Source organism: Pontibacillus salipaludis (genome assembly GCF_014642405.1).
Classification (GTDB): domain Bacteria; phylum Bacillota; class Bacilli; order Bacillales; family BH030062; genus Pontibacillus; species Pontibacillus salipaludis.
Genome location: NZ_BMIN01000008.1, coordinates 88,747 through 109,807, shown reverse-complemented (window position 1 = coordinate 109,807; position 21,061 = coordinate 88,747). Strand labels below are relative to the sequence as shown.

26 protein-coding genes and 1 riboswitch are annotated in these 21,061 nt (G+C 38.9%); of the genes, 7 read left to right on the top strand and 19 right to left on the bottom strand.

Features of this window, described 5'->3' with window-relative positions; all coding sequences use genetic code 11:
* Nucleotides 1–1,007: 1,007 nt before the first annotated feature.
* The 3 genes from hutP to trxA form a co-directional block, all read right to left on the bottom strand.
* Nucleotides 1,008–1,448 carry a histidine utilization transcription antiterminator HutP gene (gene hutP, locus IEW76_RS10585; protein WP_188653606.1) on the bottom strand — a complete coding sequence of 147 codons (441 nt, stop codon included), beginning with the start codon at nucleotides 1,446–1,448 and terminating at the stop codon, nucleotides 1,008–1,010.
* A gap of 159 nt (nucleotides 1,449–1,607) precedes the next feature.
* On the bottom strand, nucleotides 1,608–2,480 hold the full coding sequence (locus tag IEW76_RS10580; RefSeq protein ID WP_188653604.1) for a DMT family transporter: 873 nt from the start codon (nucleotides 2,478–2,480) through the stop codon (nucleotides 1,608–1,610).
* A 285-nt stretch (nucleotides 2,481–2,765) separates the two neighbouring features.
* Nucleotides 2,766–3,080, bottom strand: a complete 315-nt coding sequence (gene trxA / locus IEW76_RS10575) for a thioredoxin (RefSeq protein ID WP_188653602.1) — start codon at nucleotides 3,078–3,080, stop codon at nucleotides 2,766–2,768.
* Nucleotides 3,081–3,193: 113 nt separating this feature from the next.
* On the opposite strand from trxA, the gene IEW76_RS10570 reads away from it, so the two are divergent.
* Nucleotides 3,194–3,754, top strand: a complete 561-nt coding sequence (locus IEW76_RS10570; protein ID WP_188653601.1) for a CGNR zinc finger domain-containing protein — start codon at nucleotides 3,194–3,196, stop codon at nucleotides 3,752–3,754.
* Nucleotides 3,755–4,345: 591 nt separating this feature from the next.
* Here IEW76_RS10570 and IEW76_RS10565 read toward each other — a convergent pair.
* From IEW76_RS10565 to IEW76_RS20845, 14 genes are all read right to left on the bottom strand, one after another.
* Nucleotides 4,346–4,645: a hypothetical protein gene (locus IEW76_RS10565; protein ID WP_188653599.1), complete on the bottom strand. Its 300-nt coding sequence runs from the start codon at nucleotides 4,643–4,645 to the stop codon at nucleotides 4,346–4,348.
* Between the two features lie 703 nt (nucleotides 4,646–5,348).
* Nucleotides 5,349–5,714 carry a hypothetical protein gene (locus IEW76_RS10560; protein ID WP_188653597.1) on the bottom strand — a complete coding sequence of 122 codons (366 nt, stop codon included), beginning with the start codon at nucleotides 5,712–5,714 and terminating at the stop codon, nucleotides 5,349–5,351.
* Nucleotides 5,715–5,754: 40 nt separating this feature from the next.
* Entirely contained in the window at nucleotides 5,755–5,970 is a 216-nt protein-coding gene (locus IEW76_RS20860) for a hypothetical protein (protein ID WP_229721203.1), read from the bottom strand.
* A 91-nt stretch (nucleotides 5,971–6,061) separates the two neighbouring features.
* Nucleotides 6,062–6,538 carry a hypothetical protein gene (locus tag IEW76_RS10555; protein WP_188653595.1) on the bottom strand — a complete coding sequence of 159 codons (477 nt, stop codon included), beginning with the start codon at nucleotides 6,536–6,538 and terminating at the stop codon, nucleotides 6,062–6,064.
* 569 nt (nucleotides 6,539–7,107) lie between these two features.
* The gene (locus IEW76_RS10550) at nucleotides 7,108–7,698 is read right to left on the bottom strand and encodes a hypothetical protein (protein WP_188653593.1); all 591 of its coding nucleotides are present in this window, start codon (nucleotides 7,696–7,698) and stop codon (nucleotides 7,108–7,110) included.
* Between the two features lie 121 nt (nucleotides 7,699–7,819).
* On the bottom strand, nucleotides 7,820–8,017 hold the full coding sequence (locus tag IEW76_RS10545; RefSeq protein ID WP_188653591.1) for a hypothetical protein: 198 nt from the start codon (nucleotides 8,015–8,017) through the stop codon (nucleotides 7,820–7,822).
* Nucleotides 8,018–8,063: 46 nt separating this feature from the next.
* A complete protein-coding gene (locus IEW76_RS10540) occupies nucleotides 8,064–8,408 on the bottom strand; it encodes a hypothetical protein (RefSeq protein WP_188653589.1) in 345 nt (114 codons plus the stop codon).
* 173 nt (nucleotides 8,409–8,581) lie between these two features.
* The gene (locus IEW76_RS10535; RefSeq protein WP_188653586.1) at nucleotides 8,582–8,875 is read right to left on the bottom strand and encodes a hypothetical protein; all 294 of its coding nucleotides are present in this window, start codon (nucleotides 8,873–8,875) and stop codon (nucleotides 8,582–8,584) included.
* 96 nt (nucleotides 8,876–8,971) lie between these two features.
* Nucleotides 8,972–9,181: a GNAT family N-acetyltransferase gene (locus IEW76_RS20855; protein ID WP_268235060.1), complete on the bottom strand. Its 210-nt coding sequence runs from the start codon at nucleotides 9,179–9,181 to the stop codon at nucleotides 8,972–8,974.
* A gap of 9 nt (nucleotides 9,182–9,190) precedes the next feature.
* Nucleotides 9,191–9,490 (bottom strand): acetyltransferase, encoded by a 300-nt coding sequence (locus IEW76_RS20850; RefSeq protein WP_229721201.1) that lies wholly within the window; start codon nucleotides 9,488–9,490, stop codon nucleotides 9,191–9,193.
* Nucleotides 9,491–9,679: 189 nt separating this feature from the next.
* Entirely contained in the window at nucleotides 9,680–10,438 is a 759-nt protein-coding gene (locus IEW76_RS10525) for a kanamycin nucleotidyltransferase C-terminal domain-containing protein (RefSeq protein ID WP_188653584.1), read from the bottom strand.
* Nucleotides 10,439–10,780: 342 nt separating this feature from the next.
* Nucleotides 10,781–11,824, bottom strand: a complete 1,044-nt coding sequence (locus IEW76_RS10520; RefSeq protein ID WP_188653582.1) for a Gfo/Idh/MocA family protein — start codon at nucleotides 11,822–11,824, stop codon at nucleotides 10,781–10,783.
* Between the two features lie 15 nt (nucleotides 11,825–11,839).
* Complete coding sequence (locus IEW76_RS10515) at nucleotides 11,840–12,820, bottom strand: Gfo/Idh/MocA family protein (RefSeq protein WP_188653580.1); 981 nt, start codon at nucleotides 12,818–12,820, stop codon at nucleotides 11,840–11,842.
* A gap of 733 nt (nucleotides 12,821–13,553) precedes the next feature.
* A complete protein-coding gene (locus tag IEW76_RS20845) occupies nucleotides 13,554–13,691 on the bottom strand; it encodes a DUF3953 domain-containing protein (RefSeq protein WP_268235061.1) in 138 nt (45 codons plus the stop codon).
* An 847-nt stretch (nucleotides 13,692–14,538) separates the two neighbouring features.
* A riboswitch (TPP riboswitch) is annotated at nucleotides 14,539–14,647 on the top strand.
* A 118-nt stretch (nucleotides 14,648–14,765) separates the two neighbouring features.
* Between IEW76_RS20845 and IEW76_RS10505 the strand changes: the two genes are divergently transcribed.
* Genes IEW76_RS10505 through IEW76_RS10490 form a run of 4 tightly spaced genes read left to right on the top strand, consistent with a single transcriptional unit; the run spans nucleotide 14,766 to nucleotide 17,554 of the window.
* Entirely contained in the window at nucleotides 14,766–15,755 is a 990-nt protein-coding gene (locus tag IEW76_RS10505; protein ID WP_229721200.1) for an ABC transporter substrate-binding protein, read from the top strand.
* A 5-nt stretch (nucleotides 15,756–15,760) separates the two neighbouring features.
* Entirely contained in the window at nucleotides 15,761–16,054 is a 294-nt protein-coding gene (locus IEW76_RS10500) for a thiamine-binding protein (RefSeq protein WP_188653578.1), read from the top strand.
* Nucleotides 16,051–16,821, top strand: coding sequence for an ABC transporter permease (locus IEW76_RS10495; protein WP_188653576.1), 771 nt, complete (start codon nucleotides 16,051–16,053; stop codon nucleotides 16,819–16,821). The genes IEW76_RS10500 and IEW76_RS10495 overlap by 4 nt, the downstream gene beginning before the upstream one ends.
* The gene (locus IEW76_RS10490; protein ID WP_188653574.1) at nucleotides 16,814–17,554 is read left to right on the top strand and encodes an ABC transporter ATP-binding protein; all 741 of its coding nucleotides are present in this window, start codon (nucleotides 16,814–16,816) and stop codon (nucleotides 17,552–17,554) included. The genes IEW76_RS10495 and IEW76_RS10490 overlap by 8 nt, the downstream gene beginning before the upstream one ends.
* Before the next feature lie 318 nt (nucleotides 17,555–17,872).
* Here IEW76_RS10490 and IEW76_RS10485 read toward each other — a convergent pair whose 3' ends face one another.
* Together IEW76_RS10485 and IEW76_RS10480 are read right to left on the bottom strand one after the other, a co-directional pair.
* Nucleotides 17,873–18,223 carry a hypothetical protein gene (locus IEW76_RS10485; protein WP_188653572.1) on the bottom strand — a complete coding sequence of 117 codons (351 nt, stop codon included), beginning with the start codon at nucleotides 18,221–18,223 and terminating at the stop codon, nucleotides 17,873–17,875.
* A gap of 121 nt (nucleotides 18,224–18,344) precedes the next feature.
* Complete coding sequence (locus IEW76_RS10480) at nucleotides 18,345–18,569, bottom strand: hypothetical protein (RefSeq protein ID WP_188653570.1); 225 nt, start codon at nucleotides 18,567–18,569, stop codon at nucleotides 18,345–18,347.
* A 732-nt stretch (nucleotides 18,570–19,301) separates the two neighbouring features.
* Between IEW76_RS10480 and IEW76_RS10475 the strand changes: the two genes are divergently transcribed.
* On the top strand, nucleotides 19,302–20,087 hold the full coding sequence (locus tag IEW76_RS10475) for an SDR family oxidoreductase (protein WP_188653568.1): 786 nt from the start codon (nucleotides 19,302–19,304) through the stop codon (nucleotides 20,085–20,087).
* A 245-nt stretch (nucleotides 20,088–20,332) separates the two neighbouring features.
* Nucleotides 20,333–20,980: a peroxiredoxin-like family protein gene (locus IEW76_RS10470; RefSeq protein ID WP_188653566.1), complete on the top strand. Its 648-nt coding sequence runs from the start codon at nucleotides 20,333–20,335 to the stop codon at nucleotides 20,978–20,980.
* The last annotated feature ends 81 nt before the right edge of the window (nucleotides 20,981–21,061 follow it).

Genomic DNA, 21,061 nt, shown 5'->3' with positions numbered 1-21,061 from the left:
CGAAACGGCTCATGTTTTCTTGAGACTGGCTCAAGACGTGAAAAAAGCGGCTCCACTTGACTGTGATCGGCTCAAGTTGAAGGATTGCGGCTCAAGTACGCTCGTTCTGGCTCATGTTTTCCGAAAACCGGCTCAAGTACGAGCGAGCGGATCTGGCCAAGGCGGGAACTGGCTCAAGTTACCCATAAGCGACTCATGTCTACCTCGAAACGGCTCATGTTTTCTTGAAACTGGCTCAAGACTTGAAAAAAGCGGCTCTACTTGACCGTGATCGGCTCAAGTTGAAGGATTGCGGCTCAAGTACGCTCGTTCTGGCTCATGTTTTTCGAAAAACGGCTCAAGTACGAGTGAGCGGATCTGGCCAGGGGCGGGAACTGGCTCAAGTTACCCATAAGCGACTCATGTCTACCTCGAAACGGCTCATGTTTCCTTGAAACTGGCTCAAGACGTGAAAAAAGCGGCTCCACTTGACCGTGATCGGCTCAAGTTGAAGGATTGCGGCTCAAGTCCGTTGGTACTGGCTCATGTTTTCCGAAAACTGGCTCAAGAACGAGTGAGCGGATCTGGCCAGGGGCGGAAACCGGCTCAAGTTAGGCATAAGCGACTCATGTCTACCTCGAAACGACTCATGTTTTCCGAAAACTGGCTCAAGAACGAGTGAGCGGATCCGGCCAGGGCGGGAACTGGCTCAAGTTAGGCATAAGCGACTCATGTCTACCTCGAAACGGCTCATGTTTTCTTGAAACTGGCTCAAGACGTGAAAAAAGCGGCTCCACTTGACCGTGATCGGCTCAAGTTCAACGATTGTGGATCAAGTCCGCTCGTTCTGGCTCATGTTTTTCGAAAATCGGCTCAAGTACGAGTGAGCGGATCCGGCCAGGGGCGGAAACCGGCTCAAGCCAAGCAAAACCTCTCCATACTAACCCATTTTCCAAACAAAAAGAGGCGACAATGGCATAGAAATACCATTGTCGCCTCCTCATAACTAATGACTATAGGCAACGCGTTTATCCAATATGATTAATACCAAGGCCAAATGCCTCGTGCTCAAGTCCTTTTACAGGCGCGCCGATCGTGCCGTAAAAGGCCACGGCAATCCATTCGCCTTCTTCTAAATCTTCATAAGGGGAGCCTCTTACGATCGCAAACTTCAATCCGACCGTTCGCATCATATCCCCTGCTCCAATTTGTCCGCGCATGACTCCATTCAGAGCTTCTAGAATGGCATGATAAAGAGCGTGTGTTTCGCGGTAAACATTCTCTACTATAATATGATTTCGCTTCGCTGCTGTTTCCACGGCAGCGATAATTTTTTGCATATTCATGGAGCCTGCTTTCCCTGTGCAGTAATCGACATCTTTTAACTGATCAGAAAAGGGCTCTAGTTCATCTTCGGTCATGGAGGATACCAATAAAGCTAACTTTCCAATCGGAATCTTTGGACTCATTTGCTTCACCTAAATTCCCTATAAACTATAACGTTTGACTATTAGCTAACTTAAATTGTAAGCGTTTCCTCAATATTCTGTCAATATTATTTCAGTCTATGATCCTCCCTACAGATCTAGAACACTCTCCCATATGCCTTCGACTTTCCCGCAGCACCTTTAACCTGATTGCTTCACACTTAAAAAGGTAATGGTCGCTAAGATTAGCCCCATTCCGGCATACTGCATAAGCGTTAACTCATTTCCAAGGAGCACGATCCCGAATAAGGATGCCGTTACAGGTTCCACCATGGCTATAATCGAAGCTGTGGAGGGAGCTGTTCGTTTCACCCCACGTACATAAAGGATAAATGAAAGGCCAGCGCCAATAATCCCTAACAGGATAAACCATCCAACATCACTCGAGCTTACGACTGAAATAGCTTCTCCAAAGTTTATACGTAGCATAAGGATTAGAATAAAGAAGAAGAAAGCGACTGTTAATGTAGCTTGGGGGCTTCCTAGTTTAGCGGCCTTCTTGAACCCAAATATAAATAAGGCATAAGAAACACCCGAACCAAGACCGGCGATTAATCCCATTAACGAGACCGCAGTACCAGAGGTATAAGCTCCTGTTAATAAGATAACCCCAACAAGAACAAATGCAATACTTGTCCATTTAAATAGTGTAGAACGCTCAATTCCTAGCAAGAACGAAACAAGCAACACAAATATTGGTGCTGTATACATTAACGTAGCTGCAATTGCAATCCCTGCTGATTCAATGGCTAGGAAGTAAAACGTGAAGTTCCCCGCCACACTTATTCCAGCAAGTGCTGCCCATGTGTAAAAATAAGGGTTCTTGTTCTTAATCTTAATTTTTTTACGTCTAAATAAGTACCAAAATGCAAAGAAAATAAACCCTACAAATCCTCGATAAAAGGCAATAGTCGATGGGCTCCAACCTTTATTCATTAATATTTCTCCAAGTCCGCCTGTAATTCCCCATAACACTGCTGAAGTTAGAATAAATAGTATTCCAGTATAACTCATAGGCTCCCTCCTTTTTATTCTTTCTTTTAACAACTCTTTCAATAGTTCGCACTTAGAGAATTTACAATCCTACTAGTCTGTCGCTCTATTCAAGGTCTAACCTACTAATTCCATGTATCAAAGATTTTAAAACCTATTTCTTGTTAACACTGAGAAAAAAGGGAATTAAGTTATGTTAGTACACCAATTTTCCATATAAAGTCCTATATAAAAAAGAGCTGCCCATACAAAGGCAGCTCTTCAAATCGTTCGGTTTTATTCAGTACCTGGATTTACTCTGAAAGATTAAACGTGCTTCTCGGCAATAGACACGATTTCTTCTTTTGGCTTGAAGCCAACAGACTGGTCAACAAGTTCACCGTCTTTGAAATAAAGAAGGGTTGGTACACTCATTACACCATATTGTTGCGCTGTTTCAGGGTTGTTATCTACATCTAACTTAACGATGCTCATCTGGTCACCTTTTTCAGCATCGATCTCTTCTAAAACAGGAGCGATCATTTTACATGGGCCACACCATGGTGCGCCTAAATCTGCAATGACAAGCCCTTGTGCCGTTTCGCTTTTGAAAGTTTGATCTGTTACATCTTTTATAGCCATCTTATCTCTCCTCTACAAAAAGATTTTCTAACCACTAAATAATTAATTTAGTGGTTAGAATGTTACATTATGTTATACTAGGTGTCAATCAATTAGCTACAAGGTGGGTTACCATGACATTAGAAACGAGATTCTCCCATTTTTCTGATTACCTATTTATTAACCTTTTAAATACAGTGAACTCAAAGAATAAGACAAAAGCTGACTTGTTAGATGAAGAGGGAATGATGGACGAGTGGCTCTCCCTGATGAAAGAGAAAGAATTACTCTCAGAACAACAAGTGAATAAGATAAAAGAAAAACCTGTAGATCGTACAGAAATGAAGCAGTTCCGCGATACGTGGAGGTCTTATTTCACGTCATCCCAGTATGATGAAGATGGGCTCCAATCACTCATTGACCTAACCAAAAAAACGCCCCTTTCCTTTGAAATGAATGCAGAGACTCTCATGCCGATTCCAGATAAAGGCGGTACAGCAGGCCTTCAATCGTTACTCGCTTTCACGATGCTTAACGCATATCAAGATGGGGTTTTTGAGAAAGTAAAAGGGTGCAGCAATGAGACATGCCTCGCCTTATTTGTGGACCCTAAGGGCAAGCGGAAGTGGTGCTCTATGAAAGTATGTGGGAACCGCGCCAAAGCGCAGAAGCATTATGAGAAGAGCAAGCAATAATGAACGAATACAGGTTTTGTGCCCAAGAAAATTAACTATTGTTTGTATACCAGAACCAAACGCTTTTAAAAGTTAAAACTGACCTATTGCCGTTACAATGGAGAAGTTAAGTAAACAAGTATTTCTACGTAATTTCATAAAAAGACGATCTTTCGCTCTTAAAGGAGCTAAAGATCGTCTTTTATGATATATAGGTTAATTTGCATCGCAACAACACACCATTAGTTAAGTATGGACCATTATTTTCACAGATACCGATTTTATATAAACATGTGAGCTGCTAATTTTTTTGAGACACTTTCTTGTCTATAAAGCGCACAGTCATAATACTAAAAAAGACACTTCCTCCAATTAGACCGGACTGAACAATGCCTGGTGGAACAAATATGACGATTAGAATAAAGGGGATGAGATATGAAATGAGTGACAAAAGTATTCGCTTGCCGTGGCTCATATTTGGTAAATCCTCCTTTAGTTGAAGATCATTCCATTCCAAGAGCAACGAGTAATCAAAAATATTAATTTCTGATTGTTTCTTATACATCATGTGTCTACTATGAATTTAAATTTATTTATTCTTAAATAGCCCCGTTAGCTTAATAGTGAACCTAAAATAAATGGTGTAATAATTAGCATTATTGAAGTGAAGAGCAGTGTAACGGAAACATTTCTAGACAGTTTCTTTCTACCTTCTCCCTCATCCCAACCAAAGAACTGTAATTTGTTTCTATATACTACAAAGAGTAAAACGAATACCGCTAATGCACCAAACCACGAATAGCCCTCAGTTGCTTCATTGATTGTATAAATGTTTTCTATCAACACCCAACCTAAACCACCCAATATCACAAAAATAAATAGTATGCGTAGTAGTTCTAGTAACGTCCTCATTTTTTTCTCCCTGCCCCTTTTATGTACACCTTTTAGGAAAAGAACTTACTTTTGGTTTGAAATGAACTCTCTCAATTCATCAATCTTTTTATCCATTTCATTGAGTTTGTTCTTAGTATTGTTAAAAAAGTGAGCAACTCTTGAAATTAGGAAAACAATTATGACTAAAACCACTATGTTTAAAATGCTACCAACTAGACTCACTATACCCCCCTTAAAAATTTTTCTTATACAATAACCCTGCTCGTTAATGAAAGAAACGACTGTTCTTATTCAACAATCGTACTTGTTAATGGAATACAAGTTTTTAATGTAGTCCATACTTTAATATCTGATGTCTGATCACCTCGTTGCCCAATGTGAACCATAATAAAAGCAATAAAACTATAATGCCCATCATCAAACTAAACCAAGCAAAGTATTTATTCTCCTTATTTATTAAGGGATATAAAACAATTAGTAATGCTCCAAAAGCAAACGTAATCACAACGGAAAGTTGCCCTATTAATGTCTCAAAAACCATATATTCCCTCCCTTATCCGTAGGGATATTTTAACACTTTTATAAATACCCTATTGCCCTAACATGCTCCATTAATGAAAGAAGTGAATGCTCTTGTTCAGCAATCGCAGCTGTTAGTTGAAGAACTTTTATTTTCTAAATAAATCGCTTCTCTTCGTTGATATCGAGAATTTAATTTATCTCATACTGCCTTACTGGGTTTATTAAACATCGTTCTTAACACTTCATCTATTACGAAATATCCAACAGCCACTGGTGTAGCTAAATAAAGGGTGACTTGGAAGTAACCACTTCTAACAAAAATAGCAGGTAAGAGTAAAGCTATACTAATATGTAGGATAAATCGCAAAGAAACACTATTGAGATTCACCTTGCTTTCAAGATAACCAATGGAAATCGATAAAAGTGTACCGCATGTAATGGCAGTAGTTAAAATTACGAAATACATACCAACGTAGTCAGAGGTGGTTCCTTTAGAAATAAAACTGTATAAAGGAACTGATAGTACTAGAGTGATTAAAGCTGTAAACAGTTTTCTTTTTACCATCGTCTTCTCCCTTTTATTAATCCTTAATGTTTTAAGATTTTCAACACCCGTTAGCACCACAAAACTTATTTAGTTTCTTCAGTATTAGAAACGTACAAACTGACAATATACTCGCTAAATAAAGCATAGAAAATCCAATAAAACCTAAGTAAGAACTCCCAATGGTTGGTGAACCCGCCATGAAGATTGACGCTAATAAACTACATAGGATAAACCCCAAAACGAATGTTCCAAAACCAATACCTACTAATTTCATTTTAACACCTCATCTATCATTCCTATTTCCTTCTACTTGGCTGCCCTGACAATAAAAAAAAGCGACCGCTCTTTTACCACAATCGCAGCTGTTAGTTGAAGAACTTTTCTTCACTAAATAAATCGATCTTCTCTTTCATTGTCTTATTTTTTTCTTCCCATTCAATTATCATATAAATATCATTAATGTCCTCAAGGTTTTTATACAGAAAAGCGCCTCCTCCTGATGCTCCCATCGAAGTTTGGGAGATATCCGATTCACTTCCTGAAACAGACCTTGCTTGAATAACCTTATCTTTATTAGCGATAACTGCAACTACCTTAACATTAAAGAAATCGGTACTATATTCGTTCATTTTGTTCATAGTAAGGTTTCCATTTCCCGCCTTAAACGTTTCGGGTTTAATGATTATTTCGTAAGAATCTACTTTCCAAGTTTTACTCTCACCTGATAATGATAAATAATAATGATTTACTATCTTTTTTTCATTACTAACACAGCTTGAAAGTAAACATATAACTGCCAATAAACTAAACGAAAATAATTTCATTCCTTTTTTCCGCAGCAAATACTCACCTCTTGATGTTGTTTTAACGCTTCACATTATTAAATTTAACTCCACTGTTCATTCAATATGACTACTGCAAAATACCGAATACCCATATAATCAAATACAAGATCATCAACAAATCTCAACACATAAAACCTCTCCTAACTTAGTCATACTAGTTCTTTTTTATTCCACACCCGTGCTCTGTTAACGAAAAAAGCGACCGCTCTTGTTAGCAATCGCACCCGCTAATACTTTAAGGAAAAATTTCTATTAGATATAATAGATGCGTTATGCTATACTAATCTAGCGATGAGCTGAATTGCATAAGTCGAGATTGACGCGCCTTTATGGCAAGGCACAAATGTGGAGTGCTGTCTCTCGCCGCAATACGCCAAGACGTCCTTTATAGGACGTCTTTTTTTTTGGAAACATATGCTCTTCCATATGTTTAAACCTATGTCCCATTTGTCGTAAACATAATTTCTTCATCTATCAATATTAACCGCCACATTTGACAGTTCCTTGTTCAACTATTGCACCCGTTAGCACAATAGATTTTCATTAAATCAATGCTTATTTTAAATTCACAGATTTGTTTCTTCTATCATTTTAAATACTGAAGAATACATTGAATATAGGTTTTGTTCTGTTTTCTCGCCATCTCGCAAGTAAACGCCCATATGTTTAAATGACCCGTATTCTTTTGGTTTATATATCACTCCAGAAGTGTACATCGTTCCAGATGTCCATTTCCAAAACTCGCTATACTCTTCAGATTTTAGAATAAAAGGGATTGAGTTTTTAGCAGCTATAAAAAAGAATGGGATTTCATGTTTCTTATAAACATTAACATACTGACTTTGTGAAGCTTCGGCAAGGTTCTCTTTCATAACAAAGACTGCATCATAAGTAGACAATTCTCCATTTCGCAATTTCTTAAATGAAATTTCATTAAAACGGACATTATCTTCTCTAACTTTTGGAGAAGTTCCAACCACTGCGACTTTTAACGTTTGTCCATTGTACGGTTCGACGTCCGCATTTTTAGAACTATCTACATGATTTATTTCAGAATCACTTTTGCTCGGTTCATTAGTTTTTCCGCTCTCATCTTCATTTTTGCAACCAACTAATACAAATCCTATTACGATGAATAAAATAAAAAGTTTCTTCAAATACACCCTCCTATATATAACTTATCATCATTTTTTCATTCTTAATGAAGAATCTTGCCCCTTCAACACAATAGGAACTGCCGCATCGACAACTCCTTGTTCCACTATTGCGCCTTTTACATTAATAACTGCTTCCGCTGAAGCTTTGATTGCGAAGTGTAATAATAAAATTTATCAGAAAACCAAGTATTAAAAATACAAGCAGTAATATAGGATTAGCATCTTCCCACAAGAGTTTTACAATTAAGAATGCAATGATTGACCAAAATACTGCTCCTAACCATAATTTTAATTGAGATTTCCTCTTTTTATCTTCCATCTATAACACCACCCCTGTTCAACTATCGGGCCCGTTAGCAAAAAATTTATTTAACATTTTCTATTAAATAACTCTTAGCTCTTTCAAAATCTGCACCCTCAAAAGCAATGTTATCTTGATCTAATATGTAAATGTAGGGAGCTTCAGTAACTTCTAGAGACGGATATTCTTCCTGTGTTAATTCCAAACCAAAAGCAATTAAGTTAACCCCCATATGTTCATTTTGAAATTCTTGAAACCATTGTAATTTATCTTCATTCCCTTGCTTTGGGACTACATATATAATGTTGTGTTGTTTGGCAGATAAAGCATAAGGGAGGTCAGCTTCTTTTTTTGAACAACCTAGTAAAGTTACTACTAAAACCACAAGTATTATTGTAATTTTCTTCATTGAATTCACCTCTAGCTCTATATATTACCACATCATTTATTACCCTTTATTAAGCTAAACTGCCGTATTAACACAATAGGAGCTTCCGCATCGACAACTCCTTATTTCACTATCGCACCCAATAGTTTAATAAGTTATGGAGAAATTTTATCCCTTTTCCAAAGAGAGTTAATTTACTTTTTTATTACAAATTTCGAATTTTCGTATGTTGTAGCACCGTTTTTTTCAGGATCCATATACACAGTAATTTCTACTTTGTCTCCTATTTCATATTTTTCAATATCATCAACAGGAATTTTGTTTCGGGTATTAGAATTATCCAGTACTAATATCATATTTTGTTGTGGAAACTTTTCTTCAATAGTACCTTTAATTTCTCCCTTAACTGTATCTTCTTTTAAGCAGCCTATTAAAGAAACTGTAAGTAGTAAAAGCGTAACGACGAGTAATGCCTTTTTCTTTACCATATAATCCCCCTAATTATGCCTGCTGATCTATTGAAAGAAGCGACTGTTCTTGTTCAACAATCGCACCCTTTAGTTCAATAAAATAAGTTAGTAAAACTATCTAATACGATGTTCCATAAGCCAATTATTACCATCGTTGATTTTTTTTACTTTCATAAACCCACATTTTTCATAACACCTTACTGCTCTATAATTTGATACTTCAGGGTCCAAAATAATAATATTTGCATCTGTACCTTTAGAAATAAATTTTATGAAGTCGGTAACCATATTTGTACCTATACCTTTGTTAAAAAGATTTGGCACACCAATAAATTAGTCAATTCCATATATCTGATAATTTATAGAATAGTTATATTCAACTTTCTTTTCTTCACTTAACTGATATTTCTGCATAAAACCAATAGGGATATTTCCTAGCTCCACTATATAAGGAGTTATGGGTATTTCTCCAGCAACTCGAGGTCCATATTTTTTCTTCACTTTTTCCAAAGAAAACAGGGAATTAACATCTCCATAGAACTCGAGAACTTCTTCAGTGCTTAGCCATTTAGCCACTACTCCATAATCATCATGATTCATTTTCCTTATAATTAAATCTTCAGTAGTTTCCATAAAACCTCCCCCTCGCTAACAATTTAAAGAATTCTACTAAATAAATATTATTAGAAAAACTCTTATACCCCTTATCAAAATATTGAACTCCCTCTTTTGAAACCTTGTAACATTTAATGCCTCTCTAATGTAACAAAGTCATAGTATAAACGTTATTTTATTTTTTTGTGGGCTATTAACCTATACAAATTACAAGAAGGACAAATCCGATTGTTCAAGATTTAAATTAAGATCCTGAACCCAATTAAGAGTTGACACCCATAATTCGCCTACATTCTGTTTAATGCTATTTACATTAGTATTCAGAGATAATAAGCCATGAATATGTTGTTCAAACCCTTGAGGCAATGAATCCAAATTAAAACTTTCTTTGTACATTGTCCGACTCGATAAAAATTTGTGCTTATTTTTTAATCCAACTGACATTACTGCCCAATATGCTACTTGTCTAGCTTCTTGAGCAGCTAATAAAGTATCTGTATTCTGTAATGCAAAAACTTTGTAAACATGTTCGTACATATCTGTTATTGCATCTTTAATTAAAATATTAAAATCGGCTTGCTCTTCTACTCCTTTTGCAGTATCCCTTAATTCTTCATATAGATTAGTTGGGTCATATAAAACTTTACATGTATAAAGAGCATCATTTTTCACTGACCATTCAAAATCAATATTCTTTGCTTTTGACTTCATTTTTTCTAAGGTGCTAAAGCTTACTCCTACAAACATTCCCTTGTAAAAAAACGCTTCCCAACTGCTTTCTCGCTCTTTTATAACCACTCTTAATTCTAAATCTGATTCAGGGAGGTCCAAACCCTTTGCTGTGGACCCTTCTATTGCGACAGAAACAAGATTACTTTTGTATTTGCTTAATAACTCATTAAGAATTTCGTCTGCAATTTCAAACCTTTCTTCAGTTTTAAACTTATTTGGCTTCCAAGTAATCATTTTTACACTCACCTTCATAATAAGTAATTGCCTATTCAACTAAACTGCCCTGTTAGTTTAAGTATATTGGTTCACAAACTCCACAATCATTTTAACATAAAATAACAATTACCTACTTTAGTAATTAGTCTTCCAAATCACATTTCCACATAGGAAATAACAAAGCTCCCTTATCTGTCGGCATTATGCTATTTGGAGTGTGGTGATTTTGTACAAAGGTTCAAATACTACTATCTAACAATCGTTACAATTAAAAAAAGACCAAATCTAACCGATTTGGTCTGCCAAGTAGGTTGCTTTATTGAATGTTCCTCCATAAAAACGGAACCGCACTATGCCTTTTTACATCTCCACTGCTTCTCCAGTTGAAGCTGACTCGTATAAAGCCTCAATAATTCGTTGAACAAGGGTTCCTTGATTAGCGTGTACGTTCGTTTCTTTACCAGCAAGGATGGAGTCCACAAAGTGGTGCACCATTTCTTTATGCGCATTGCCTTTATCCACATAGGGAGCAGTAAGGTCAAGAAGTGTACCGTGCTTCTCTTGATACATGTTCAGCGGAAACACGTCAGCTCCCCCGTGGTCTCCCATTACTTTAAGGACTCTGTCATCCTTCTCAGCAATGTTCGCGGCGAAGGAAGATTCAAATAAGAGGGAAGCGCCGTTTTGGAATGTGATCATGCCGCGAGCCATGTCTTCGACTGAGAAGTTCTCGTGATCCCACTCACCCAGGAGCCCAACCCCTGGCCGCTTCCCAATCTTATCGTATGTAACGCCTAGGACCGTTTTCGGCTCAGGATAGCCCATTAAATAAAGGGCCGAATCAAGCATATGAATGCCATTGTCGATTAATGTGCCGCCACCTTGAAGCTCTTTATTCGTGAAAACACCCCAACCCGGAATGCCGCGCCTTCTGTTCCATTTTGCTTCAGCTGCGTAGATCTCTCCCATTTCGCCTTCATCTATGAAACGCTTCACCGTTTCTACTTCAGGACGAAAACGAAAGTGGAATCCGTACATAAGATGCTTGCCTGTATGATTCGCGATTTCTTCCATTCTTTCTGCATCACATGATGAAATCGCAGGTGGCTTTTCACATAAAACATGGCACCCTGATTGCATCGAGTCGATCGCTTGCTCGGCATGGAACGCGTTCGGCGTGCAGATACTAACGGCGTCTAGCTCCATTTCACGAAGCATATCCCGGTAGTCTTCGTATGCATGGGGAATCGAAAATTCTTGCGCGCAGTCTGCAGCCTTATCTTTATTGTGATTCGCCACCGCAACGACTTCTACCCCATCGCCGTAATTTTGGTAATTCGGAATGTGAGCACTTCTGGCAATGCCCCCTGCGCCGATAATTCCAACTCTGAGTTTTCCGTTCATATGAATCCGCTCCCTTTATCCCTTGTAGTAATCTTGAACCATTTTATCCATCACTCGGTTCGTGCGCAGTGCTGAACGCCCTGTGCTAGGCGACTGTCCTTTTCCTATGAGTTCATCTACAATCGTTTGAATGAGCTGCTGCTGAATCGGACTTGGGCGATCGATATGGAACTCCTCTGTACCAAATTGGTTCATCAATTTGACCGGTACTTCATCAAACGTTGAGAATACGATTTCCCCTTTTGTACCAACAATTCGGTTCTGATCCTCATTCTTATAAGAAGCGAAATTCCAAACGCCTGTCCCCATAACTCCACTTTCAAATTGGAAGCTACCACTTACGCTGTCTTCAGCAGGATATGAGTCTGATTGATTGGCTGCATACCCCTTCACGTCTTCAATGGGTCCTAGCAAATAATCAAAAAGGTCGAGCGTATGAGAGGCAACATCATAAAATAAACCTCCACCACTCACTTCAGGGCGCACCCTCCAAGGCCATTCTCCGTTTTCGTCTTTTTCTAATAGCTGTTGCGTCTGCTCCATCGTCACAAAACGAACATCGCCAATTGCGCCCTCATCGAGTAGCTCTTTTACTTTGAGAAAACGCGGCAAGCGTCGACGGTAATACGCAACATATAAAGGCACACCATGCTCCTCGCAAACGTCAATCATAGCCTGGCACTCTTCGGTATTTAGCGCCATTGGCTTCTCAACGTATACGGGTTTCCCCGCTTTCGCTACCATTTCTGTATACTCCTTATGTGAGCCTGGTGGGGTGGCGATGTACACCGCATCTACCTCTGTATCATGGACAAGGTCCTCCGCTTTGTCGTACCACTTTGGAACGTTGTGTCGCTCTGCGTAATCTTTCGCAAGCTCTCCATTTCGTCTCATCACAGCCACGAGTGAACTATTGGCAGCTAATTGAAATCCTGGTCCACTCTTTACCTCAGTGACATCCCCACAGCCAATAATGCCCCAGCGAATGATTTTCATATGTATACTCCTCCGATCACGTTTCTTGTTATGTCGCTCATACAAAAAAGAAGCAGCTCCCATTATTTTGCCACTTCTTTGATACAGAGTTATTTTAACATACCATCTTCAGGGAAAGAGAAGTTATATATAAAAGTGCCAGCTTCTAGTTGCAGGAGGCTGGCACTTGTTTAGTATTTCGTATATTCAGGATTAATAGATAAGATTTTATGTAATCGTTTTCTGGGTTTATATTAACGAATAAATAGGACATCCACGGAAAATTTGCACTGTCATTCTCTACGTTATGCGTCATAAGATATATACAGATATCAAAAGACTGATTGCAAACAACACATACGCGAAATTAATAGTGATGTACATGATTAATTCAAAGGAGGAAAGTTTACTTTGCTTTTTTGTCTTAACTAAATGCCGCAAGTAAAAACCGGAACTTATAATAAGGATGAAGTAAGAAATGGCGCGTATTGATTCTGCAAAAGTCAACAAGCTCATCTGTTCCACCTCCCCCTATGACACGAAACTTCTCTCACATTCTCCCTTAAGGTCGTTGGCCATATAGCATTTATTGCTTAGGATTTGAACCTGCTTTCCATAATGTTAATGCGATGGCAATGGCTGATAAACTTTAATAGAAGAACTCCCACCTCACTTAAAACAAGACATCCGTTAAATCCACCTAGCAAAGTAAATGGATTGTTATAGACAATAAATTAATGAACATCGCACCCTTTCATTCTAAGAAACTATGAACCGATACAAATAAAATAAATGTACTGATTACTATTCTGACCCATCCATTGCCTTTTTTGCCATCTCGAAGTTCAATTAATCCACTCACCAACACCATTAAACTAAAAGACAACAACATATAGGATTGAAACCTGTGATTTACAATCAACCCATACACTGCAAGCGAGACAGCTATGATTGAAAATATAATTTCCAAAAGCTTTAACAAAGTAAACCCACCTCTAACCAATGCGATTAATGATCCTTGCACCTAACCTCCCGTTGCTTTAATAAGAATAGGCGATTTGCGAATCTGAGTAACACTCGATCCTTTAGAAAAGGAGCACCAAAATAGATATGATAAATAAAATAATCGCCAAAAGAAACCGAACAACTACATTCCTTATTTCTTGTTCTCCTTTAGCTTTCTGTATTTCTCTTCTGTAATCGAACCAACTATGAACAGTAAATATAAAAATTAAAATCACAAATAGAAGTTGTTGGAACAAAATGAGTTCACCCTTCCCGCTACAACTCCTTGGACATAATGCCCCGTCACAAACTCTTTTCTTGAAAACCATTTTAACATAAAATCCCATAAAACGTTTCAGCAAATCACCTTGAGGCGTCGGGACGGTTCTTGCGCTTTCTCAAGTTAATATGTTGGGTTCTATCACCTTTTCAATGCTTTTTCATGCAAAAACGGCAGAGATCAAGTGCTTCTCTGACGTTTTTTGTGCTTTTTTCTATAAAAGGGCATTGATTGGTGCGATCTCTTACCTTATGGTCATGAATCTTAATGAAACAGTCATAGATCGAGCGTTTCTCTTACCTTTTTACTGGTATGCGATGTGTAAACGTCACAGATGGAAAGCGGGACAAGGTACCTGTCCCCTTATCCCTGTCCCCTTGTCCCACTTGCAATTCTGAAACAATTGTGGCAAAGTCTTAAGTGAAAGAGCGTTAATCATAATTTAATAGAAACACGTAACATGTAGGGGAACCAGTGCGACTGGTTGAGACGTCCTGTAGACAGACGGACCCTTAGAACCTGATCTGGTTGAGACCAGCGTAGGAAACATATCTAACGTTTTTTAATGATATGCACCCTAGGTATGGTACCTGGTGCTTTTTTTATTGGAAAATTTTCTACGATTCTCTAAAAATCCCTTACCGTTTCTTAACGCTCTACTTACAAAAGGGAGGAATCATCTTGAAGAAACTTATGATCTGGACTTGTCTTTTAGTCCTCTTAACTGCTTGCTCGAGCACGAGCGGGGAGAGTGGCGATGACGGTGAGTCCCTACAAGACGTGACGCTTGTCCTTGATTGGACACCAAACACGAATCACACCGGGCTTTACGTAGCCAAAGAAAAAGGTTTTTTCGAAGAGCAAGGCCTGAACGTGGAAATTATTATGCCAGGTGAAGCCGGGGCTGATCAGCTCGTCGCCTCAGAAAAAGCTGACTTTGGCATTAGTGCTCAGGAAGCTCTGACGAAGGCGCGCGTACAAGATATCCCTGTCGTGTCGATCGCAGCGATTATCCAGCACAATACATCAGGGTTCGCATCCCCTCAAGACAAAAACATAGACTCACCAAAAGATTTCGAAGGAAAAACATACGGCGGCTGGGGCGCGCCTGTTGAGAAAGAAGTCATCTCATCTCTTATGAAACAAGAAAACGCTGATGCGGAGAAGGTTGAGATTGTGAATATGGGTAACACCGACTTCTTCACAGCCGTTGAGCGAGACGTCGATTTCGCGTGGATTTACTACGGATGGACAGGCGTTGAAGCTGAACTTCGTGGCAAAGACTTAAATATGATCTACTTAACCGACTACTCTGAGAAACTAGACTACTATACACCTGTTCTCACAACGAACCAAAAACATATTGATGAAGAACCTGAGCTCGTAAAAGACTTCACGAAAGCTGTGTCACAAGGCTACCAATATGCGATCGATGAACCAAAGAAATCAGCTGATATTTTAATAGACGCCGTACCAGACCTTGACCCTGAACTCGTCAAAGCCAGTCAGGAATGGCTGTCCCCGAAATACCAGGACGACGCGGAGCAGTGGGGCATTCAGGAAAAAGACACTTGGCAAAACTATGCCGATTGGATGTATGAGAACGGTTTGCTCGATCAACAACTTAAGGCGGATGAAGCCTTTACAAACGAATTCTTACCAGAGGAGTGATCAGAATGGCCAATTCATTAGTCAGTATTCAAATTATCCCGAAGACCCCAAACGGAGAACCAACGATCCCAATGGTGGACGAAGCGATTTCGATCATTGAAGAGTCAGGAGTGAAATACGAGGTCCATCCCCTTGAAACGACGATGGAAGGGGAACTTGCTGAGTTATTTCACGTGATTGAAAAGATGAATGAGCGCATGGTGGAACTAGGATGCCTGAATGTGATCTCCCAAGTGAAAGTACTCTATCAACCAAGCGGCGCTTCAATGGACGCTCTAACGGAGAAGTATTCACAATGAAACAAGTAGTCTTAAGAGGATGGCGGCCCACGTTGGTCATCATCCTTCTCTTTATTTTATGGGAAAGTGCTAGTCGAGTATTCGAAATCCCTGAGTGGCTCATCCCCTCTCCTTCTCAAGTGTGGGAAGAAGGAATAGCTGGATGGGCTGTGTATAACCACCATTTATACTCTACCATTCTCCTAACCGTTACCGGATTCCTAATCGGGTCCTCGGTCGGAATTATTGTTGCGATCTTGCTTCACGTCATTCCCATCTTTCGCAACATGTTCTACCCGCTTATTATTTTCTCGCAAAATATCCCGATTATCGTGCTTGCCCCGTTACTCGTGATTTGGTTTGGATTCGGAATGTTGCCAAAGCTAATCATCATTACACTCGTCTGCTTCTTCCCGATTGCTGTTTCAACGATGGACGGATTGAGGCAAACAAGTACCGAACTGCTTCACTATATGAAAATGGCGGGCGCAACAAAGCGACAGACGTTCTGGAAATTAGAATGGCCGCACGCGCTGCCTTCGTTATTCTCCGGGTTAAAGATTTCGGCTACATACAGTGTGATGGGAGCTGTTATTTCTGAGTGGTTAGGGGCTAAGGAAGGAATCGGTGTGTATATGACGCTCGCTTCCTCTTCCTTCCGAACAGATCGCGTCTTTGTGGCCATCTTCTTGATTATGCTATTGAGCTTACTTTTCTTTGCTCTGATTACACTCATTGAGAAACGGGTCGTTGCCTGGAAAACGAAAGGAGTCGAGACAAATGGCTGAACTCACTTTACAAAATGTATCAAAGTCGTTCGACAATCAACCCATTTTAAGCGATATTAACCTTAGCGTCGGAAACGAGGAATTCGTGTCTGTCCTCGGCCCTTCCGGCAGCGGGAAAAGTACGCTTTTCAACTTGATCGGAGGCCTATATCAGCCCAATCAAGGTGAAATCACATTAGATGGGGATACCATTACAGGCACAAGAGGATCGATTAGCTACATGCCACAAAGCCCTTCCCTCTTCCCGTGGCGGACGATTGTTGAAAACGTAATGCTTGGGAGTGAGATTATAGGAAAGACAGATAAGCGTGCTGCGCTCTCTATGCTTGATCGGGCAGGTTTATCAGGATATGAGAACGCTTATCCTCATCAGCTATCTGGTGGAATGAAGCAACGAGCCGCTTTTGTCAGGAGTTTACTTAGCCCACAACCTTTGATCTGCTTAGATGAACCCTTCTCTGCACTCGATGAATTCACAAGGCTCGAGATGCAGAAATGGCTCCTTGATCTTTGGAGCGAGCATAAACGTTCTGTTCTGTTTGTCACGCATAACATTGAAGAGTCGCTGTTCTTATCTGACCGGGTTGTGGTGTTATCAGAACGACCGGCTACAGTACAAAGGGAATTTCAGGTACCGTTTCCTCGTCCGAGGGAAGAATCGCTTCTTTTATCAGAGGAGATGCTTCGGTGGAAGCGGGAGATTTATCAGGAATTGAAGGGAACAATACAGTGAAAAAAGCATTCCAACCATGTTTAAGTAGTTCAGTTTTGGGGCACAAAAAGCGAAAATGTATTATAAAATGAGCGTTGAATTGCATAGCAATTTGATGCTCATTTTTTTGTTGGTATATCAATGGTCATAAGTGTTTCAAGTAGTTATTTGCACAAGAAAACGCAAACCAATTTGCACACATGAAATAATTATTGAAGACCTGTAATTTTAGGTGCAAAAACGAATGCAATTTCGTCTACAAAAAAAGAGCAAATTCCTTATCGGAAAATGCTCATTCTTCTTCAACTAACGCACCCTTTAGTTACACAACTACTCTAATTACATAGAGGTAATGAATAGTAGTAAAAGGTTGAGAATTGCTAACAAAATACTTAAAAAGATAGTTAACATAGATACAATTACATTGTTTTTAATTTCCTTTATTCCGATAGCGAGACCATAAATAACTGTACCCCACCAAAGAATATCAACGAATACCTCATTAAAACTTACTAAAATTTCAGTGAAGAATAATACAAATAATACTAATTGCAGAAAAAGCGAACTAATCGCCAGTAAAGGAGGTTTATTTTGAGTAGTCCTTTGTTTACGGTGAAAAGTAACACCGACTGCTATGAAAATAAAAACCAAAAATAGAACAAGCAACATAACTAAACTGGTAAAAGACATATCTCTTCCCCTCTTTATATCTTTTATTCTTCTTCCACATTACTGCCGCTTTACTAAAAGAAGCGATTGCACTTGTTCAACAATTGCACCCTTTAGTTGAACCAAGCCTAATACCTTAACTTTAGTGTTCAAGTTTTTGCTTTCCACTTTTATGTAACCCAAACAAGCTTTGGATGGAAAATAATATACCTATTGATAAATAAAGTGGTGCCCTTTCCATATCATCAAAACCTAAAAACGATGAAGCTATTAAACATAATGCAAAAATGAGAATAATGGAGTGAAACACTAATTTAAACCTTCTGTACCCTTCATTGGATTCAGTTATTTTTTCATCTTTTTTCAATTCATTCACCTCTTTCTCTTAATCGTGCAAGTACAATAAACTAGGTATAGCTTGTTGAACAAACCTGCCGCGTTAGTTGAATAACGCTTCTCAACTCATTTTACCATATAAATTCCAAAAATCCTCTCAATCACATAATTAGTGATGCAAATTAACATGCAGTTTAACCTGCAAGTTCGACTACATTTTCCTATGAAAAAGTAGTTCAATTAAGGGGTACAAATTACAATATTGTACTCCAAAACTGAACTACTTACAACCATGTTGGAGTGCTTTTTTTTTGCATGGAACGATCGCTTATGAATTCTAGTAAGACATTAGTGGAGCGGGAATAGCACCCGTTAGGTTAAACGAGCTCCTCATAAGAAACCGTCTCGTATCTCACTCATACTCCTTGAGCGTTTACTAAAGAAATAACCCTAATTCATCAAAAAATCGTAATGATTGCAATCCACATAAAGTGATGCTATTATTTTCAACAGTTCAACAGTTTCCGAACCATAAAACCACTTAAGAGAAATAATCATGGAAAACATCTTAGTCATCAATGGACATGAATATTGATCATTTGCACCAGGAAGACTGAACAAAACGTTATTTGAAGAAATCATAAGCCTCACAGAACTTCGCGTACACTTAAAAGAGGTATTCAACGTTTAATTTAAATACAATTATGGCAGATAGAAATGTTTCTAATAAACAAATTCTAATCTCTTATAGGAGGAAATCAGAATGAGCAAAACTGTTTTTATCACAGGCGCAGGAAGCGGCTTAGGTAAAGGTACAGCTATTGGGTTAGCAAAACAAGGACATCGCGTAATCGCTTCTGTTGAAATTCTTTCCCAAATTACTAGCTTAAAAGAGGCCGCTTCACTAGAAGGTGTAGAGTTAGAAATCATCAAACTCGACATCAATAATAAGCGTGATCAGGAATTAATCCGTGAGTATGATTATGATATTTTTGTAGCCAATGCAGCGATTGGTGAAGGTGGTCCCATCGCAGAGATCCCCGTTGATCGTGTACGGAATATCTTCGAAACGAATGTGTTTAGTACTTTGGAAAATGCTCAAATTGCAGCCAAAAAATTCGTAGAAAAGAAAGCAGGAAAAATTGTATTCCTTAGCTCTATTGCTGGTGCCGTTAGCATCCCTTACCTAGGACCTTATGTAGCATCTAAGCATGCAGTTGAAGCGATAGCGAAGAACATGAAGGCTGAACTTGAAGAGTTTAACGTCCAAGTCGCCACAATCAATCCTGGTCCATACGAAACTGGTTTTAATGACCGAATGTTTGAAGAGAAGCAGAAATGGTATGATGAAGACAAAAACTTTACACCTAGCGAATCTATGGCTGGAACAGGAGAAATGTTAGAAAATCAATACCATCCTCAGGAAATGATCGATAAGATGGTAGAGGTAATCGCAGCAGACCACCATGCTTTCCGAACCGCATATCCACAAGATGCAGAAGATATGATTAAAGAAGCAGAAGCGCAGAATTGGGAAGCGAAAATATAAATATAGCCGGGCTACAGATTCCTATAATAAGCTTTTTGCAATCAAAAGTTTGATTGTTTTTGAATTATAGAACAATTACGCAGGCCTTAAGCTACTGAAAAGTTCGGAGTTCACACGTTATGAAGAACCCTGCATCAACAACTATTTAACAGAACTTCGATCGTATTTGACGTTTCATTCATATTGAAATAGATTAAAGTATTTTTTTGAGAGATACCATTCAAAAGAAATCTTGAGGTGAGAGTATGTTAAAGGATGAACTACAAGCAGTTCGGGAGAAGTTCTTTTCAAAAGCTCCTGAGCACGTGACAAATAACGTAACACAAGCAACTAACGAGCTTATCGAGTCGGGAATGGCCTCTGGATTGGCGGAAGATGATATAGCCCCAGATTTCACATTGGAAAACGCCAGCGGGGAATTCGTTACTTTATATGATGAACTGAAGAAAGGCCCTGTTATTTTGAATTTCTACAGAGGAGGTTGGTGTCCTTACTGTAACCTTGAGTTGAGAGCTTATGAAGAAATTCTGAATGATATAAAAGCTGAGGGGGCTCAATTAATCGCCATCTCCCCTCAAACTCCTGACCAATCCTTGACTACACGTGAGAAGAACAACCTCTCATATGAAGTAGTAAGTGATCCAACACAAGAAGTTATCAAGCAATACAACTTGTTGTTTGAGTTACCCGACTACCTTGTCAAAACGTATAAAGAAGATTTCAATATCGACTTGAATCTCTACAATAGTCAAGATAATCCTTGGAGATTGCCTGTTGCTGGAACGGTTGTCATCAATCAAGATGGAACCATCATCAAGTCGAGTGCAAATGTTGATTATATGTACCGGACTGAACCAAGAGAAGTTCTAATGCATCTCAAAAGCTCGAAATAATAATTAAAACCAAAAAAAGGTTCATCTTGTTCCTTTTTCTGGTTTTATATATGAATAGTGAAGCGCGAGGACGGTTTTGGC

Coding starts and splice junctions, on each gene's coding strand:
- IEW76_RS10525 (WP_188653584.1), bottom strand. CDS start 10,438: ATGATTACTTGGAAGCCAAATAAGTTTAAAACTGAAGAAAGGTTTGAA.
- IEW76_RS10490 (WP_188653574.1), top strand. CDS start 16,814: ATGGCTGAACTCACTTTACAAAATGTATCAAAGTCGTTCGACAATCAA.
- IEW76_RS10565 (WP_188653599.1), bottom strand. CDS start 4,645: ATGAGGACGTTACTAGAACTACTACGCATACTATTTATTTTTGTGATA.
- IEW76_RS10535 (WP_188653586.1), bottom strand. CDS start 8,875: ATGGTAAAGAAAAAGGCATTACTCGTCGTTACGCTTTTACTACTTACA.
- IEW76_RS20860 (WP_229721203.1), bottom strand. CDS start 5,970: ATGAAATTAGTAGGTATTGGTTTTGGAACATTCGTTTTGGGGTTTATC.
- trxA (WP_188653602.1), bottom strand. CDS start 3,080: ATGGCTATAAAAGATGTAACAGATCAAACTTTCAAAAGCGAAACGGCA.
- IEW76_RS10475 (WP_188653568.1), top strand. CDS start 19,302: ATGAGCAAAACTGTTTTTATCACAGGCGCAGGAAGCGGCTTAGGTAAA.
- IEW76_RS10520 (WP_188653582.1), bottom strand. CDS start 11,824: ATGAACGGAAAACTCAGAGTTGGAATTATCGGCGCAGGGGGCATTGCC.
- IEW76_RS10570 (WP_188653601.1), top strand. CDS start 3,194: ATGACATTAGAAACGAGATTCTCCCATTTTTCTGATTACCTATTTATT.
- IEW76_RS10560 (WP_188653597.1), bottom strand. CDS start 5,714: ATGGTAAAAAGAAAACTGTTTACAGCTTTAATCACTCTAGTACTATCA.
- hutP (WP_188653606.1), bottom strand. CDS start 1,448: ATGAGTCCAAAGATTCCGATTGGAAAGTTAGCTTTATTGGTATCCTCC.
- IEW76_RS10540 (WP_188653589.1), bottom strand. CDS start 8,408: ATGAAGAAAATTACAATAATACTTGTGGTTTTAGTAGTAACTTTACTA.
- IEW76_RS20850 (WP_229721201.1), bottom strand. CDS start 9,490: ATGGAAACTACTGAAGATTTAATTATAAGGAAAATGAATCATGATGAT.
- IEW76_RS10580 (WP_188653604.1), bottom strand. CDS start 2,480: ATGAGTTATACTGGAATACTATTTATTCTAACTTCAGCAGTGTTATGG.
- IEW76_RS10485 (WP_188653572.1), bottom strand. CDS start 18,223: ATGTCTTTTACCAGTTTAGTTATGTTGCTTGTTCTATTTTTGGTTTTT.
- IEW76_RS10470 (WP_188653566.1), top strand. CDS start 20,333: ATGTTAAAGGATGAACTACAAGCAGTTCGGGAGAAGTTCTTTTCAAAA.
- IEW76_RS10515 (WP_188653580.1), bottom strand. CDS start 12,820: ATGAAAATCATTCGCTGGGGCATTATTGGCTGTGGGGATGTCACTGAG.
- IEW76_RS10500 (WP_188653578.1), top strand. CDS start 15,761: ATGGCCAATTCATTAGTCAGTATTCAAATTATCCCGAAGACCCCAAAC.
- IEW76_RS10545 (WP_188653591.1), bottom strand. CDS start 8,017: ATGGAAGATAAAAAGAGGAAATCTCAATTAAAATTATGGTTAGGAGCA.
- IEW76_RS10495 (WP_188653576.1), top strand. CDS start 16,051: ATGAAACAAGTAGTCTTAAGAGGATGGCGGCCCACGTTGGTCATCATC.
- IEW76_RS20845 (WP_268235061.1), bottom strand. CDS start 13,691: ATGTTGTTGTCTTTTAGTTTAATGGTGTTGGTGAGTGGATTAATTGAA.